This window comes from Rhizobium sp. EC-SD404, from assembly GCF_902498825.1.
In the GTDB taxonomy this organism is placed as follows: Bacteria; Pseudomonadota; Alphaproteobacteria; order Rhizobiales; family Rhizobiaceae; genus Georhizobium.
Map to the genome: position 1 here is coordinate 2272104 of NZ_LR701459.1, position 16218 is coordinate 2288321.

Here is a 16218-nt window from a genome sequence, read left to right on the forward strand (position 1 = left end):
AACAGCCCGGCGTTCTTCTGGAGGTTTGTCAGCCCATCGTCGGGATGACGAATTCTGCCCCATCCTTGATGCCGGACGGCCAGCGCTGAGTCACCGTCTTGGTGCGCGTGTAGAAGCGGAAGGCGTCCGGGCCGTGCTGGTTGAGATCGCCGAAGCCAGAGCGCTTCCAGCCGCCGAACGTGTGGTAGGCGAGCGGCACGGGGATCGGGACGTTGACGCCGACCATGCCGACATTGATGCGGCTGACGAAGTCGCGGGCTGCGTCGCCATCGCGGGTGAAGATCGCGACGCCGTTTCCGTATTCATGCTCCATCGGAAGACGGATCGCGTCCTCGTAGTTCTTGGCGCGAACGACCGAAAGCACGGGGCCGAAAATCTCCTGTCGGTAGATGTCCATGTCCGTCGTGACGTGGTCGAACAGGCAGCCGCCGATGAAATTGCCGTTCTCATAGCCCTGAAGCTTGAAGTCGCGACCGTCGACGACGAGCTTTGCACCCGCTTCCACGCCCGAATTGACGAGCCCGAGCACGCGGTCGCGCGCTTCCTTAGTCACGAGCGGCCCGAAATCGACATCGTCGCCGCCGGTGTAGGGGCCGATCTTCAGCGCTTCGACCATAGGCGTGAGCTTTTCGATCAGACGGTCTGCCGTTTCCTGGCCGACGGGAACGGCCACCGAGACGGCCATGCAGCGCTCGCCCGCCGCACCGTATCCCGCCCCGATCAGGGCGTTCGCCGCCTGGTCGAGATCGGCATCGGGCATGATGATCATGTGGTTCTTGGCGCCGCCGAAGCACTGGACGCGTTTGCCGTTGGAACAGCCGCGGCCATAGATGTATTCGGCGATCGGTGTCGAGCCGACGAAGCCGATCGCCATGATGTCCGGATGATCGAGAATCGCGTCGACGGCTTCCTTGTCGCCATTCACGACGTTGAGGATGCCAGCCGGCAGACCGGCTTCCAGCATGAGTTCGGCAAGCATCATCGGAACGGACGGATCGCGCTCGGAGGGCTTGAGAATGAAGGCGTTGCCTGCTGCGATGGCCGGGCAGAACTTCCACATCGGAATCATCGCGGGAAAATTGAACGGCGTGATGCCGGCCACGACGCCAAGCGGCTGACGCATCGAATAGAGATCGATGCCGGGGCCGGCCCCTTCGGTGTATTCGCCTTTGAGAAGATGCGGTGCCCCGATGCAAAACTCGGCCACTTCGAGCCCGCGGATGATGTCGCCCTTGGCATCTGGGATCGTCTTGCCGTGTTCGCGCGACAGCATTTCTGCAAGCTTTTCCATGTCGCGGTGGAGCAGGTCGACGAACTTCATGAGGACACGTGCGCGCCGCTGCGGGTTGGTCGCAGCCCAAGCGACCTGTGCCGTCTTCGCGTTCTCGACTGCCGCTGCGAGATCGTCCTTCGACGCAAGCGCAACCGTGGCATCGACTTCGCCGGTAGCCGGATTGAAGACCTGGCCACTACGGCCGCTCCCTCCGCCGACGTGCTCTCCGCCGATGAAATGACCGATTTCCCGCATGTGTTCCTCCGCTATCGCCATTGAACTGGTGAATTGTGCCGGCATTAGTGCACTATAAATTCGGCAGAACAACAGCGCTGAAGCCGGATCCGTTGTGCGAAATTCGAAGGAGGGTTTTCCGTGAACTGGGACGACGTGCGCATATTCCTGGCAGTCGCGCGCCGCGGACAGATATTGTCGGCCGCCCGTGCGCTCGGTCTCAATCACGCAACGGTCAGCCGGCGGTTGACGGCGCTCGAGAAGGCACTGGAAACGCGACTGGTCCTGCGGCGAACCAATGGCTGCGAATTGACCGGCGAGGGCGAGGCCTTCGTCGACGCCGCGGAACGCATGGAGGCCGCCATGCTCACCGCACAGGCGGGCTTTTCGGGTCAGGATGCGGCCTTGTCCGGCACCGTCCGCATTGGTGCCCCGGACGGCTTCGGTATTTCATTCCTCGCGCCACGCCTCGGCCGGCTTTTGACGCGCTATCCGGGGCTGCATGTGCAGCTCGTCCCGGTGCCTCGCGTGTTTTCTTTGTCGCGCCGCGAAGCCGATATCGCAATCACCGTCGAGCGACCGGATCAGGGCAGGGTCGTCGCGCGCAAGCTCGTCGACTACTCTCTCGGCTTCTATGCTTCGCGGGACTACGTCGCCGAGTATGGCATGCCGGGTGCGATGGAAGATCTGAGGCATCATCGGTTGATTGGATATGTGGAAGACCTCGTCTTCTCGCGCGTTCTGAATTTTGCCGAGGAGCTGCCGCGCGACGTGCGTGCGACCTTCGAGATATCGAGTGCCGTGGGTCAGGCCGAAGCCGTGCGTTCCGGCGCGGGCATAGGCATCCTGCACGATTTCACCGCCCGGCACGATCCGGATTTCGTGAATGTCCTGAGCGAGCACTCATTCAAGCGGGCCTACTGGATCGTCTACCACGAGAACGCGCGTGGCGTGGCGCGGGTCAAGGCGGTCAGCGATTTCGTCATGGAGGAGGTGGCGGCAGCGAGGGGCGCTTTTCTGCCCGATTCGGGCATGGTGAGTGGCGAGGTCCTAGCGGCGACGGGTTGATGTCATGGCCTCGTCTGGTAGAACCGGACCCATGGAGCGCTTCGGGCAGCGCATATCAACCGTCAAACCTTGGATCACGAGTGGGGTGATTTGTGGTGATCGACGGGAAACAAGAATAAGAGCGACGTCTCGATGTTTGAGCCTAAGACCATCGTCTCCCAGTATTTTCTATTTTTCAGAACGTGCCTGTCAGTTCTTCTTCTGGTCGCAGCGTTCAGCACCGCCGGCAGTCTTCCCGTTTCCGCGCAGGACGCCGAGCCCGCGGCCGAGACCGAGGAAACTACGCAGGGCGCGTCTCCCGAACTTCAGCTTCTGATCGAAGCGCTGCGCAACGACGAAAGCCGAACCCGGCTGCTGGAAGAGTTAGAAGCGATTGCCGGTGAGGTCGAGCCCGGTCCGGTCGAGACGATCGACGATGCTCTGTTCGGTACCTCCGAAACGTCGCTGGGACGGCGTATTGCGGAGACGACGCGGTTCTTTGCTGAAAATGCCGCTGGCTCAGCTGCGGCATTCGCCAATCAATTGTCTGCCGCACCACGCATGTTCTCGGCGCTGGATGCCGATCAGATCGAGGTCCTGTGGCAGGCTCTGCGCGATCTGGCTCTGGTGATCGTCGCGACCTACGCGATCTTCGCTACGCTTCGCAGTTTTGCCAAGGGCTATTACCGGTCGATGGGCGCTCGGTCGGCATCCGCCACACTGCTGCAACGGATCGTCTTCATCGTCGTATCCGCTCTGCTTGACGTGCTTGTCGTCGTCGCCGCCTGGGCGGCTGGGTATATCATCGCGTTGACGCTGTTCGGTGAGCTCGGCACGATTGGCCTGCGCCAGACGCTCTATCTCAATGCATTCCTGATCGTCGAACTGGCGAAGGTTATGCTGCGCATCGTGCTGTCTCCGTCAGCACCCGAACTGCGGCTGTTGCCGGTATCGAACGATGCCGCAAGGCGAATGAACCGCGGCTTCACCTGGATCATATCGATCCTCGGCTATGGCCAGCTGTTGCTTCTGCCGATCTTCAACCAAAGTGTTTCTACGGCTGCGGGCCAGGCGATTTCCGCGCTGGTGGCCTTGATTGCGCTGCTCATCGCCGTCGGCATGACGCTGACCAACCGCCTGCGCGTGTCCCGATGGCTGCTCGATACGCCCGAGGATCAGCCGCGCAGCCGGCACGTGCGGTTCCTGGCGCATCGCTGGCACTGGCCGGTTCTGCTCTATCTGGCATTCCTGTTCATCATCGTGCTGGCGAGCCCCGCCGGGGTGTTGCTGAGCGTGCTCGCTGCCAGCGGCCAAATCCTGCTCGCGGTGATCATCGGCTTCATGGTCTCGAACTGGATCGCGCGGGCGATCGCGCGGGGCATCAATCTGCCCGAGCGCCTCAATCAGCGCCTGCCGCTCCTCGAACGGCGCCTCAACGCGTTCGTGCCGAAGTTCCTGACCGTCATACGCGGTCTGATCTTTCTGGCCGTTTTGCTGTTCGTCCTCGACACCATCAATTTCTTCGATCTGCAGGGCTGGATGCAAAGTCAAGTCGGCGTGCGCACGACTGCCGCGATCATCTCGGTGTTCTTCATCCTCATTTTCGCATTCGCCGCCTGGCTCGCCCTGAATTCCTGGGTCGATTATCGCCTCAACCCCGACTACGGGCGCCCGGCTACGTCGCGAGAACAGACGCTGCTCAGCCTGCTGCGCAATGCGGCGACGATCGCTATCCTCGTCATCGGCATCATGTTCGCCCTCTCGGAAATCGGCATCAACATCGCACCGTTGATTGCGTCCGCTGGTGTGCTCGGACTCGCCATCGGTTTCGGTGCGCAGAAGCTCGTTCAGGACATCATCACCGGTGTCTTCATTCAGCTTGAGAACGCCATCAACGTCGGCGACGTCATCACGGTCGGCGGCACTACGGGCACCGTGGAACGCTTGACGATCCGCTCCGTCAGCCTGCGCGACCTGGAGGCCGGGTACCATATCATCCCGTTCTCCTCGGTCGACATGGTCACCAACTTCGTTCGTGACTACGGCTATCATGTTGCCAATATCGGCATCGCCTACCGCGAGGATGTCGAGGATGCACACCGGGCGATGGAAGAGGCGTTTGCGCTCATCAAGCAAGATCCTGCCATCGCCGCCAACATCATCGGTGATCTGGAATGGTTCGGCGTGACGCTGCTGGGCGACAGCGCCGTTACGGTGCGTGCCCGCATCAAGACGAAGCCCGGCACGCAGTGGGGTGTCGGCCGCGCCTACAATGCAGCCGTCAAGCGCGTCTTCGACGAACACGACATCGAAATCCCGTTCCCCCATCAGACGCTCTTCTTCGGCGTCGACAAGCACGGCAAGGCGCCGGCGGCGCACATTCAGGTCGATGGAGCAGCCTCGACAGGGCAGGAAGTACTCGCCGCGGCGGCGCAACCGGCAGAAGAGCGCAACGTCGATCCGGGGAGCGACGCGGCATTGCCTGCGTCAGCCACCTCCGCGCCCGCGAAACGTCGACGCCGTCGGGTTATCCGCGACGACGTCCCTGATGATGACGAGGAAACTTGAAGGTGCGAATGCAGGCAATCGGCTTTGCGGCTAGAAAGCCTTGAAGGTCAGCACCGTGTGGGTGCGCTGCACGCCCTCGATAGTGTGCAGGTTTTCTGCCACGAAGTGCCCGATATCGACGGAATCCTCGACATAGAATTTGACGAGAAGATCGTATTGGCCGCTGACGGAGTAGATCTCGGACGCGATCTCACGCGCGGCGATTTCTGCCGCCACCTGATAGGCCTTGCCGAGCTGGCATTGGAACTCAACGAAAAAACAGCGCATCAAAGGTCTCCGCTCGATCGATCCACACGATGAGGCCTAGCCGGTTTGGGGCGCTATTAGAAGCGCCCATTGCGATCGCCCCGGTCGATCATGACAAGACGGAGCGAAGCGGCTAGGGTCCGGCATCCGCAACGGGAAAGGCTGAAATGGGCATGACTGGCATCGTTATCGGGGTGATCGTCGTCGCGCTCATCCTCTACGGCATCGTCGTCTATAACGGGCTGGTTCGGGCAAGACAGCTCGTCCAGGAGGCGTGGAGCGGCATCGACGTTCAGTTGAAGCGCCGCGCTGACCTCATACCCAACCTGGTCGAAACGGTACGTGGTTACACCGATCACGAAGCCAACACGTTGCGCGAAGTCACAGAAATGAGGGCGCGCGCGCAAGCGGTCCCGGCCGATGACGTCAAGGGCAGGGCGGCTGCCGAAGGATTGCTGAGCCAGGCGCTTGGCCGCCTGATTGCCGTTGCCGAATCCTATCCCGACCTCAAGGCGAGCGCGAATTTCAGCCAGTTGCAGACCTCGCTCGAAACGCTTGAAGGCGAAATCCAAATGTCCCGTCGTTATTATAACGGTGCCGCGCGCGACCTGAACATCAAGGTCGAGAGCGTGCCGTCAAACATCGTGGCGAACATGTTCGGCTTCCAGAAAGCAGAGTATTTCGAAATCGACGATCCAGCCGACCGGATCGTTCCCAAGGTCGCCTTTTCCTGAATTAGCCAGCGAGCCGTCGAAAGCATGACTGCCAAGCCCTGCCATCTGTATCGGCTGGTTGCCGTATTTTGTGCGGCTCTCACATTGGCGATGATGCCGATCGCCGCGAGCGCTCGCGAGGAAATCCTCGCATTCGACTCTCAGATCGACGTGTCAGCGGATGGTGTTTTGTCCGTTGTCGAGACGATCCGGGTGCGCGCTGAAGGCGACCGGATTCGGCGGGGCATCTACCGGGATTTTCCTCTGCGCATGGAGGACGCCTCCGGCAGGCTTCGTGACGTCGGCTTCGATGTCCTGAGCGTCTCGCGCGACGGCGCCAACGAGCCCTATCGAGTGGAAGAAAGCAGCGGCATCGCACGGTTGTACATCGGGGATGCGGACACCATCGTGTCCCCAGGCCTCCACACCTATGAGATTCGCTACGAGACCGACCGCCAGATCCGCTATTTCGACGCGCACGACGAGGTCTATTGGAACGTCACCGGCAATGGCTGGCTCTTTCCGATCCTGTCCGCATCGGCTGAGGTTAATTTGCCAAGCGGCGCTACCATTGAGGATCTCGCAGTCTTCACCGGTCTCTACGGTGAGACGGGAGGTGCCGCGACGTCAGAACAGCTCGCCGATAACCGGGCGGTCTTCGCCACGACGGAGGTTCTTCAGCCGCAAGAAGGCCTGACAATCGCGGTTAAGATTTCCAAGGGTGAGATCGCTGCGCCGAGCAGCGCTCAGGAACGCGCCTGGTTCTGGCGTGACAACGCGGGCAGCATTCTGGCCGTCGTCTTTCTCGTTCTGATCGGCCTTTATTATATGTGGGCGTGGAACCGCGTCGGTCGCGATCCGCCGGACGGCGTCGTCGTGCCGCGATGGGATCCGCCGGAGAATGCCTCTCCGGCCATGGTGAATTACATTGCCAACCGTGGGCTCTCCGGCGGCGGATTCACTGCCATTGCCGCGGCCTTGCTGAACCTCGCGGTCAAAGGCTTCGTTACACTGCGCGATCTCGACGGCGACATGATCGTCACCCGCACGGAACAGCGCGATGATGGCAAGCTGCCCGTGGGCGAGAGGGCCGTGCTTGTCGGCCTGGGCGAACCTGGGAGCTTCCTGGCCATGAACCGCGCCAATGGCCCAGCCGTGCAAAGCCTGTCTCGCAAATTCGTGAGCGCAATCGAAAGCGAACACCGCGGCAAGTTCTACCGCCATAATTGGGCTTATGTGGCCGGCGGCATTGCGCTGACTGTGCTCGGTCTTTTTATGATCATCCTGTTCGGCGGCATGGATCAGGCGGCCGTCATCGCTCTGGTGATGGCGGCGATACCTGGCATCATCCTTGCCGGCGTGATGGTGCGCATGGGCAAGACGTTCCGTTCGGCCCGCAGTCTCGCGCAACGCATCCTGTCCATCATCGTCCTCGGCTTCATCGCATCGACGGCGCTGACGATCGGAAGTGGTCTGATCGGGGCGCTCTTCTTCACGGAATTCAACGGCTTTCTCGTCGGCGCGATGGTCGCGATCTTCCTCTTGAACGGTGTGTTCTTTTTTCTGATGGGCGCCCCGACAGCCATCGGAGCGCGCATGCAAGATGGCATCGCCGGTCTGAAACAATATCTGACGGTTGCCGAAGCGGATCGCATGAACATGCAGGGCGCGCCCACCATGTCGCCGCGCCATTTCGAAACGCTCTTGCCTTATGCTGTCGCGCTCGGTGTGGAAAAGCCCTGGAGCCAGGCCTTCGAGCGCTGGCTGGCCACGGCTGCCGGAGCTGCGATGGCGAGCCAAGCGGTGCCTTACTGGTTCTCCGGAAGGGATTTCTCGCCCGGTTCTTTCGCTGACAGCATCGGCGATGTCGGCCATGACATCTCGCGCAGTCTCTCGGCGGCAATACCGCCTGCCAAATCGTCGTCGTCAGGATTTTCCGGTGGCGGCGGCTTCTCCGGTGGTGGCGGCGGCGGCGGCGGCGGTGGGGGCTGGTAGAAGCCTGTGGATGGTCGACCTCTGCGTTGACTTGACCGGGCTGCCGGGTTTGTCTCCGCACGCGTGATTTGCCCGCCGGATTGATCCAGAGGTTCCAGAGTGTACGACAGCCCGAATTCCGTGCTGCGTGAAGTCTTCGGCTATCGAGACTTCAGGCCCGGCCAGCGCGACGTCATCGACCGGATCATAGCCGGGCGCAACGTTCTCGCTGTCATGCCGACGGGTGCCGGCAAGTCGATCTGCTTCCAGGTACCGGCTCTTATGAGCCCACGTCTCACGATCGTGATCTCGCCGCTGGTCGCCTTGATGGACGACCAGACCGCGGCTCTGCGTGCGAACGGCGTCGCCGTTGCAGCGATCCACTCCGGCCATGACCGCCAGGTGAATGTCGACGCATGGCGCGATGTTTCCTCCGGCCGCGCCAAGCTTCTCTATCTGTCGCCGGAACGATTGATGACCGACCGGATGCTGGACGCGATCGGGCGGCTCGACCCGGGACTGTTTGTCATTGATGAAGCGCACTGCATTTCGAAGTGGGGAGCGAACTTCCGGCCGGAATACGAACGCCTGTCGGAGTTGAAGACACGCTTTCCGAAAGCGCGCATCGCTGCCTTTACGGCGACGGCCGACAGCGCGACGCAAGGCGACATTGCCGAGAAGCTGTTTGGCGGCAAGGGCGAGATCGCCCTTCAAGGGTTCGATCGTCCGAACCTCTTCCTTGCGGTCGAGCCGAAGCGCGACTGGAAGCGCCAACTCGTTGCGTTTCTGGAAGAGCGCGCCGATCAATCCGGCGTCGTGTATTGCCTGTCGCGGCAGTCGACCGACGATGTCGCTGCCTATCTTGTCGAGAAAGGCTTCAACGCCATCGCCTATCACGCCGGTCATCCGCCGGAAGTGCGCCGCGAGCGGCAAGGGCGTTTCATGCGCGAATCCGCCATCATGGTGGCGACCATCGCCTTCGGCATGGGCATCGACAAGCCGGATATCCGCTTCGTCTGCCACATGAACCTACCGAGCAGCATGGAGGCCTATTACCAGGAGATCGGCCGCGCCGGCCGTGATGGTCTGCCCGCCGACACCCAGCTCTTCTTCGGCCTCGACGACGTCCGCATGCGGCGACAGTTCATCGAAAATGATGGCGAAGACCGAGACCACATTCTGCGCGAACACAAGCGACTGGACGCGCTTCTCGCCTATGCGGAGACCGCCGGATGCCGCCGCGTCGCGCTGCTCGCCTATTTCGACGAGGAAGCGAAGCCCTGCGGCAACTGCGACAATTGCACCGATCCACCGGAGGTCATCGACGGTACAGGCGAGGCACTGAAGCTCTTCGGTGTGATCGCCGCCACCGGCCAGAGTTTTGGCGCGTCCCATCTGATCGACGTGCTGCGTGGCGGACGAACGGCCAAGATCGAGGAACGCAAGCATCAGGAGCTGCCGCTTTTCGGTAGCGGATCGGCAAAGTCGAAGGCCTATTGGCAGGCATTCGTCCGTCAGGCGGTAGCGAACCGCTATCTCGCCATCAACATCCAGCGCTACGGCGCCCTGGAACTCACGGCCCTTGCCGATCAGACCTTGGCGGGGAAGGCTCGCTTCGAGCTCCGCGAGATCGTCGAGCAGGCTCAATCGAGCCGCCCCACGCCCCGCAGGGCCGTCACGATCGATGCGGACGCCGAGCCTCTGTTCGCGCGCCTCAAGGCGCTCCGGCTGGAATTCGCCCGCGAGCGGGCCGTGCCTGCCTATGTCGTCTTCCCGGATGCCACGTTGATCGACATGGCGCAGCTTCGTCCACGCACGATGGATGAACTGGCCATGGTCAATGGCGTCGGTCCGAAGAAACTCGGTGATTACGGAGAAGCGTTCCTGAAGGTCATGCGCGAGGCATGAACCTATCCGCGACAGACCAGCCGATCAGGTGACGACGGCGACGATCGACAGGGCGATGAGCACGATCGAGCAGAAGAGCAACGAACCGAAAATCCGGGGACGGTCGAAGACCACGGCAAACGACGATCCCCAGACGACAACTGCTGCGCCTAGCGCGTACATGAAGGCGGGCTTGTCCGCCGTGGCGACTCCAAACGCCATCAATCCGCAGATGATGATCGCGCCGAAGATCACCATGATGGCGAAGCCAAGCTGCTCGAAGTGATCCATCCGGCTCGTCCGTTCCGTCCAATACGCTAAATTCACCAGAACATCGCTCTGGGCAATCGGAGGTCTTCGCTACGCTCGCACTCTGAGTGTTGCGCTTGAATCAGCCTCCGGACCGTGCGGCGCCATCATATCCATCCGCATTCTAGACGCTAGAGTGCAAACGTTTTTTTCCATATGCGCAGGCTGACTCCAGAAAGAAAACCCCCGCGGCACGCCGCGGGGGTCGAAGGTCACCAGTCGCCCGGATCGACCGGGCAGGTCGGTTTAGACCGAGTAGTACATGTCGAATTCGACCGGGTGTGGCGTCATTTCGAAACGCATCACTTCGGCCATCTTCAGGTCGATGAAGGCATCGATCTGGTCGTCGTCGAACACGCCACCGGCCGTCAGGAACTTGCGGTCGCGGTCGAGGCTCTGAAGAGCTTCACGCAAGCTACCGCAGACGGTCGGAATCTTCTTCAGCTCCTTCGGCGGCAGGTCGTAAAGGTCCTTGTCCATGGCCTTGCCCGGATGGATCTTGTTCTTGATGCCGTCGAGGCCAGCCATCAGCATGGCAGCAAAGGCGAGGTAGGGGTTCGCCGTCGGATCCGGGAAGCGGACTTCGACGCGCTTCGACTTCGGCGAAGAGCCGAAGGGAATGCGGCACGATGCCGAGCGGTTGCGGGCCGAGTAGGCGAGCAGAACGGGTGCTTCATAGCCCGGGACCAGACGCTTGTAGGAGTTGGTCGACGGGTTGGTGAAGGCGTTCAGCGCCTTGGCGTGCTTGATGATGCCGCCGATGTAGTAGAGGCAGTTCTCCGAAAGGCCGGCATATTCATCGCCTGCGAAAGTCGGCTTGCCGTCTTTCCAGATCGACTGGTGAACGTGCATGCCCGAGCCGTTGTCGCCATAGATCGGCTTTGGCATGAAGGTCGCCGTCTTGCCGTAGGCGTTCGCGACCTGATGGATCACGTACTTGTAGATCTGCATCTTGTCGGCGTTGCGGGTCAGGGTATCGAACATGATGCCGAGTTCGTGCTGGGCAGCAGCCACCTCGTGGTGGTGCTTTTCGACCTTCACGCCCATCTCGGCCATGACCGTCAGCATTTCAGAACGCATGTCCTGGCAGCTGTCGATCGGGGGAACCGGGAAGTAGCCGCCCTTGACGCGCGGACGGTGGCCGAGGTTGCCCGTGTCGTAGTCGGAATCGTCGTTCGACGGCAGTTCGGTCGAGTCGAGCTTGAAGCCCGTGTTGTACGGGTCGGCCTTGTACTTGACGTCGTCGAAGACGAAGAACTCGGCTTCCGGACCGACGTAGCAGGTGTCGCCGATGCCGGATGCCTTCATGTAGGCTTCGGCTTTCTTGGCGGTGCTGCGCGGGTCGCGGTTATAGGACTCGCCCGTGACCGGATCGAGAATGTCGCAGATGATGACCATCGTGGACTGGGCGAAGAACGGATCGACGTGAGCCGTTTCCGTGTCCGGCATCAGCACCATGTCGGACTCGTTGATGGCCTTCCAGCCACCGATCGAAGAGCCGTCGAACATCACGCCATCGGCGAACATGTCGTCGTCGACCATCGACGAATCCATCGTGACGTGCTGCAGCTTACCCTTGGGGTCGGTAAAGCGCAGGTCGACGAATTTGACGTCGTTGTCCTTGATCTGTTTCAAGATGTCCTTGGCACTCATCAGCAATTTTCCCTGTTTGAGATATTAAGAAAACGATGGCACGCAGAAGTCGGCGCGCCGGGCAACTTAGATGGCGTCGACACCGGTTTCACCGGTACGGATGCGGATCACCTCTTCCACATTCGACACGAAGATCTTGCCGTCTCCGATCCGGCCGGTTTGGGCCGCGTTGCGGATGGCCTCGATGGCGGCGTCCGCCGTCTCGTCCGACAAGACGATCTCGACCTTCACCTTAGGCAGGAAGTCGACCACATATTCGGCGCCGCGGTAGAGTTCGGTGTGACCCTTCTGGCGTCCGAAGCCCTTTGCCTCGGTGACCGTGATGCCCTGCAAGCCGACTTCCTGAAGTGCTTCTTTCACCTCGTCGAGCTTGAAGGGTTTGATGATCGCCTCGATCTTTTTCATGAGAAAACCTGCTCTCCGCTTTTCCCGGTTACGCGTGGTGCCGCGCCCGCTCCCAGACGTATGCACGGGCCGTGCCACATCGCACGAATTCGAGCTCTAATGTCACAAAAGCGCAAGTTGCGGCAGCAATTTTTCTGCAAATCCGCCCAAGAAAGCCTATCGTCGTGCAAAAAATGTTCGTCTTGCTCGAAATCGACACAGATGGCGCCAGACTCAGGCGGTCATTGCGCCGTGTTGTTGTGATCACATTTTTAGCAGTATGCACAAATATACGGCGGAATTCTCAGCGGGGCTTGTCGCTGAATTTGAACTAAGCATCACCTGCCAACCGAAGATAAGCCTTCGGTGCTGCGCCTAAAATGCGCTTGAACATCGTAGTGAAAGCCGGAACGCTGTCGTAGCCGAGATCGAGCGCTACCGTTGTAACGGTCTCGCCTTCGCTGAGGCGCGGCAGCGCGGTGACGATACACGCTTGCTGTCGCCAGGCGGCAAGCGACAAGCCTGTTTCACGCCGAAAAATGCGTGTGAAGGTTCTCCGACTCATGCCCGCGTCAGCGGCCCAACGATTGGTGTCTGCATGCGGTGTTGGGCGAGCCAAAAATCCTGACACAACGCCGCCAGCCGGGGATGGGCAGGGAAGGGCACGCCAAGCGGCCGTTCCGCCAGCTGCGGTATCTCATGCAGCAGGCATTGCATGATGAGCCGAGAACGCTCGTCCGTCGGTGCCACAGAACCAATCGCCTCCGCTTCGGCAATCAGGCTGCGCATCAAAGGCGTCAATCCGGCGACATGAAGGTGGCGGGGCAGATCGGGCAGAACGCCAGGGCGCACATACACCGAATACATCCGGACGTCGCCGATGGCATCGACGGCATGTGTCGTTTCCGCTGGGATCCAGAGTGCATGCTCGGGAGGGACGAGCCAGCGACCCATGCGTGTGGTCACGGTGACGACGCCGGTCAACGCGTGCAGCAGTTGCGAGCGCGTATGGTGGTGGTCGGGAATATGGTCGCCATCCTGGTAGCGCGTCGCCACGGCGACGATCGGATCGTCGGCTGCATCCAACAGCCGCTCGCGATCAGCCAGATAGGCCACCAATGTCGTCTTGGAGTTTTCCATGTGATTGGCCCGATCCCGTAAGAAATCGACCAGACCACGTAAGCGGGACGTGCACAACGGGATTATGGAATGCTGATGGCCCATCCCGGAGAGGAAATTGCGTGACCATCAGTGAAGCCCAGACAGAACGGCCGGCAGCCGAGAGTGCGGCGATGGCTGTCGTCTTCGCGCTCAGCGCCTGTCATTTCCTCAATGATCTGATGCAGTCGATGCTGGCCGCAATCTACCCGATGCTGAAAGACAATTACGGATTGTCCTTCGGACAGATCGGCCTGTTGACTCTGACATTTCAGGTCACGGCGTCGCTCCTGCAGCCGCTGATCGGCGCCTATGCCGACAAGCGACCGCTGACTTATTCCCTACCGGTCGGAATGGCTTTTACGTTCATCGGCCTGATCATGCTCGCCTATGCCGGCCATTTCGGCCTCCTGCTCCTGGCGGCAGGCGCAATCGGCCTTGGCTCCGCCGTCTTCCATCCAGAGTCCTCGCGGGTAGCCCGGCTGGCCTCGGGCGGGCGGCATGGTACGGCCCAATCGATCTTTCAGGTCGGGGGCAACCTTGGCTCGGCGGCAGGTCCGCTGCTTGCCGCCTTCATCGTCCTGCCGGCCGGCCAAACGAGCGTAGCCTGGTTTTCTGTTGCAGCGCTGCTCGGCATCACAGCTCTCACATGGGTCAGCCGCTGGTACGGTCGGTACCGAGCTCGCGCCGCCAGCCGTGCGGTTCGCGAGCCGGTCGACCACTGTCTCACGAAGCGGCGGGTCATCATTGCCTTGACGTTCCTCGCGCTGCTCGTCTTCAGCAAGTACATCTATATGGCCAGCATCACGAGCTACTACATCTTCTACCTCACCGATCGCTTCGCGATGTCGGTGCAGCAGGCGCAGATCTACTTATTCCTGTTTCTCGGCGCGGTCGCATTCGGCACGCTGATCGGAGGTCCGATCGGCGATCGCATCGGCCGGCGCTCCGTCATCTGGTGCTCGATCCTTGGAGTCCTGCCGTTCACCTTGGCGCTGCCCTATGCCGATCTTTACTGGACCGCGATACTGTCGGTGATCATCGGAGTTGTGCTGGCCTCGGCGTTCCCCGCGATCGTGGTGTTCGCGCAGGAACTCGTCCCGACGCGCGTCGGCATGGTGGCCGGGCTCTTCTTTGGTTTTGCCTTCGGCATGAGCGGAATATCGGCGGCGGTACTAGGGCAGATCGCCGATGCGCGCGGCATCGCTTATGTCTATACGATCTGCTCGTTCCTGCCGTTGCTCGGATTGCTCACCGTGTTCCTGCCCGATACGCGCCGCCGTTCGGCGGCCGCCGGATAGGATTCAGCTGGTCCTCTCGGCCAGTGCAATCGCACCTTGAGGCGCGCGCAGCTTGCCTTCGTGAATGATGTAGACAAAGACGTCGCGAGGCTGGTGATCGGGCACGAAATCCGGGTCGGCCAGTGGCAGGTCGTCAGGCCGCTTTCCCTGCGTCCAGAGCCGGGCTCGCTTCGCCCATGCATCCAGCTCATCGGCAGGATAGGCGGTCTCGACATCGTCGCTGCCGCGCTGCAGTCGGGCATAAACGAAGTCCGCCGTTACATCGGCGATTTCGGGATAGTCGTGATGGTGCGCGTAGCAGATGGCGACCGCGTGCTTGCGTGCCAGAGCGACGAAGGCGGCATCGATGAAGCTCGCGTGGCGCACCTCCAGCACATGCCGAAATTTCACGCTGCCATCCTTTTTCGGTAGCAACTGAAGAAAGGCCTCGAATTCATCGGGCTCGAACTTCTTGGTGGGAGCGAACTGCCACACGATTGGCCCCAGCCGGTCACCCAATTCGACCACGCCCGTGTCGAAGAACTTCCGCATCGAGTCGCCCGCCTCGGCGAGAACCTTCTTGTTGGTGACGAAGCGGTTGCCCTTCACCGAGAAAACAAAACCTTCCGGCGTGTCGGCTGCCCATTTGGCGAATGTCTCGGGCGTCTGCCCTCGATAGTAGGTGCCGTTGATTTCGATAGTCCGCAATTCCCGTGAGGCGAAATGCAACTGCTGTTTCTTGGGCAACTTGTCCGGATAGAAAGTGCCTTCCCAAGGCGCAAAGGTCCATCCGCCGATGCCGCATCGAATGGTTCCAGCGTCTGCCATGGGGCGCTCCTAAGCCGGTGGGATGAAGGGTTGGTAGATCGACTGAAACACGGGCATGGCCCGCAGCAGATCGGCGTGCTCGCGCAATGCGGGGTATTGCTCCAGATCGAAAAGCTTCGGATGAGCGGCGATCAGGTGGTCGAGCATCGCACCGATGGCGATATCCGCATGACCGATGCGCTCGCCGCTCCAGAACGCCGTGGCCCGGCGGGAACCTTCCAGTTCGAGGGTAGCAAGCGCAGCCCCGATCTGCCGTTTGCAGCGCTCGATCCATTGGGTGGATGGGTGATCGTGCAAGACGTTTTCGTAAAAGAGGCTGACGGCCTTGTCCGAAATGCCGGTAGCCAGCGATACCGACTTCATGGCGCGGCGGCGCGCTGGCTCATCCGTCGGCAACATTGTTGAGCCGGAAGTCACGAGGCCATCCACATGGTCGATGATGCCGTGACTGTCGAGCAGGATGTCGCCATCGTCGGCGACGAGCACCGGAACGCGAAGCAGGGGGCTATAGGCCTGAAGCCGGTCCGCATCGCCGAAGGTCGACCACGGCCAGTGCTCGAAAGGCAGATCGTAGAGCGTCAACGCGATGCCGACGCGGCGCACGAAAGGAGAATCATACTGACCGATCAGGATCATATCCGTCTCCATGATACCGTTGACGCTG

The 16218-nt window shown here is 61.1% G+C and carries 13 protein-coding genes and 1 pseudogene; 6 read left to right on the top strand and 8 right to left on the bottom strand.

The features are described 5' to 3' along the window. Window positions 1–28 precede the first annotated feature (28 nt). Window positions 29–1528 carry a CoA-acylating methylmalonate-semialdehyde dehydrogenase gene (locus tag GC125_RS11670; protein ID WP_151985825.1) on the bottom strand — a complete coding sequence of 500 codons (1500 nt, stop codon included), beginning with the start codon at window positions 1526–1528 and terminating at the stop codon, window positions 29–31. A 120-nt stretch (window positions 1529–1648) separates the two neighbouring features. Between GC125_RS11670 and GC125_RS11675 the strand changes: the two genes are divergently transcribed. Together GC125_RS11675 and GC125_RS11680 are read left to right on the top strand one after the other, a co-directional pair. Further along, window positions 1649–2575 carry a LysR family transcriptional regulator gene (locus tag GC125_RS11675; RefSeq protein WP_151985826.1) on the top strand — a complete coding sequence of 309 codons (927 nt, stop codon included), beginning with the start codon at window positions 1649–1651 and terminating at the stop codon, window positions 2573–2575. Between the two features lie 132 nt (window positions 2576–2707). After that, a complete protein-coding gene (locus tag GC125_RS11680) occupies window positions 2708–5122 on the top strand; it encodes a mechanosensitive ion channel domain-containing protein (RefSeq protein ID WP_151985827.1) in 2415 nt (804 codons plus the stop codon). A 30-nt stretch (window positions 5123–5152) separates the two neighbouring features. Here GC125_RS11680 and GC125_RS11685 read toward each other — a convergent pair whose 3' ends face one another. Then, window positions 5153–5389: an Lrp/AsnC ligand binding domain-containing protein gene (locus GC125_RS11685; RefSeq protein WP_151985828.1), complete on the bottom strand. Its 237-nt coding sequence runs from the start codon at window positions 5387–5389 to the stop codon at window positions 5153–5155. 152 nt (window positions 5390–5541) lie between these two features. Here GC125_RS11685 and GC125_RS11690 point away from each other — a divergent pair, with 152 nt between their 5' ends. The 3 genes from GC125_RS11690 (at window position 5542) to recQ (ending at window position 9963) form a co-directional block, all read left to right on the top strand. Continuing rightward, on the top strand, window positions 5542–6102 hold the full coding sequence (locus GC125_RS11690) for a LemA family protein (protein WP_151985829.1): 561 nt from the start codon (window positions 5542–5544) through the stop codon (window positions 6100–6102). 24 nt (window positions 6103–6126) lie between these two features. Then, complete coding sequence (locus GC125_RS11695) at window positions 6127–8076, top strand: DUF2207 domain-containing protein (protein ID WP_502706053.1); 1950 nt, start codon at window positions 6127–6129, stop codon at window positions 8074–8076. Window positions 8077–8175: 99 nt separating this feature from the next. Then, complete coding sequence (gene recQ / locus GC125_RS11700) at window positions 8176–9963, top strand: DNA helicase RecQ (protein ID WP_151985830.1); 1788 nt, start codon at window positions 8176–8178, stop codon at window positions 9961–9963. A gap of 24 nt (window positions 9964–9987) precedes the next feature. Here the strand turns inward: recQ and GC125_RS11705 are convergent, their stop codons facing one another. The 4 genes and pseudogenes from GC125_RS11705 to GC125_RS11720 form a co-directional block, all read right to left on the bottom strand. Beyond that, window positions 9988–10233, bottom strand: a complete 246-nt coding sequence (locus tag GC125_RS11705; RefSeq protein ID WP_151985831.1) for a hypothetical protein — start codon at window positions 10231–10233, stop codon at window positions 9988–9990. A gap of 264 nt (window positions 10234–10497) precedes the next feature. Next, on the bottom strand, window positions 10498–11904 hold the full coding sequence (gene glnA, locus GC125_RS11710) for a type I glutamate--ammonia ligase (protein ID WP_502706054.1): 1407 nt from the start codon (window positions 11902–11904) through the stop codon (window positions 10498–10500). A 66-nt stretch (window positions 11905–11970) separates the two neighbouring features. Further along, window positions 11971–12309 (bottom strand): P-II family nitrogen regulator, encoded by a 339-nt coding sequence (locus tag GC125_RS11715; RefSeq protein WP_126010387.1) that lies wholly within the window; start codon window positions 12307–12309, stop codon window positions 11971–11973. Between the two features lie 310 nt (window positions 12310–12619). After that, window positions 12620–13428: pseudogene (locus GC125_RS11720) on the bottom strand (AraC family transcriptional regulator). Between the two features lie 101 nt (window positions 13429–13529). On the opposite strand from GC125_RS11720, the gene GC125_RS11725 reads away from it, so the two are divergent. Beyond that, complete coding sequence (locus GC125_RS11725) at window positions 13530–14747, top strand: MFS transporter (protein WP_286165481.1); 1218 nt, start codon at window positions 13530–13532, stop codon at window positions 14745–14747. A gap of 3 nt (window positions 14748–14750) precedes the next feature. On the opposite strand, the gene GC125_RS11730 is transcribed toward GC125_RS11725, so the two are convergent. Next, a complete protein-coding gene (locus GC125_RS11730) occupies window positions 14751–15554 on the bottom strand; it encodes a DUF72 domain-containing protein (protein WP_151985832.1) in 804 nt (267 codons plus the stop codon). A gap of 9 nt (window positions 15555–15563) precedes the next feature. Continuing rightward, window positions 15564–16190 (bottom strand): glutathione S-transferase family protein, encoded by a 627-nt coding sequence (locus GC125_RS11735; protein WP_151985833.1) that lies wholly within the window; start codon window positions 16188–16190, stop codon window positions 15564–15566. Window positions 16191–16218 lie beyond the last annotated feature (28 nt).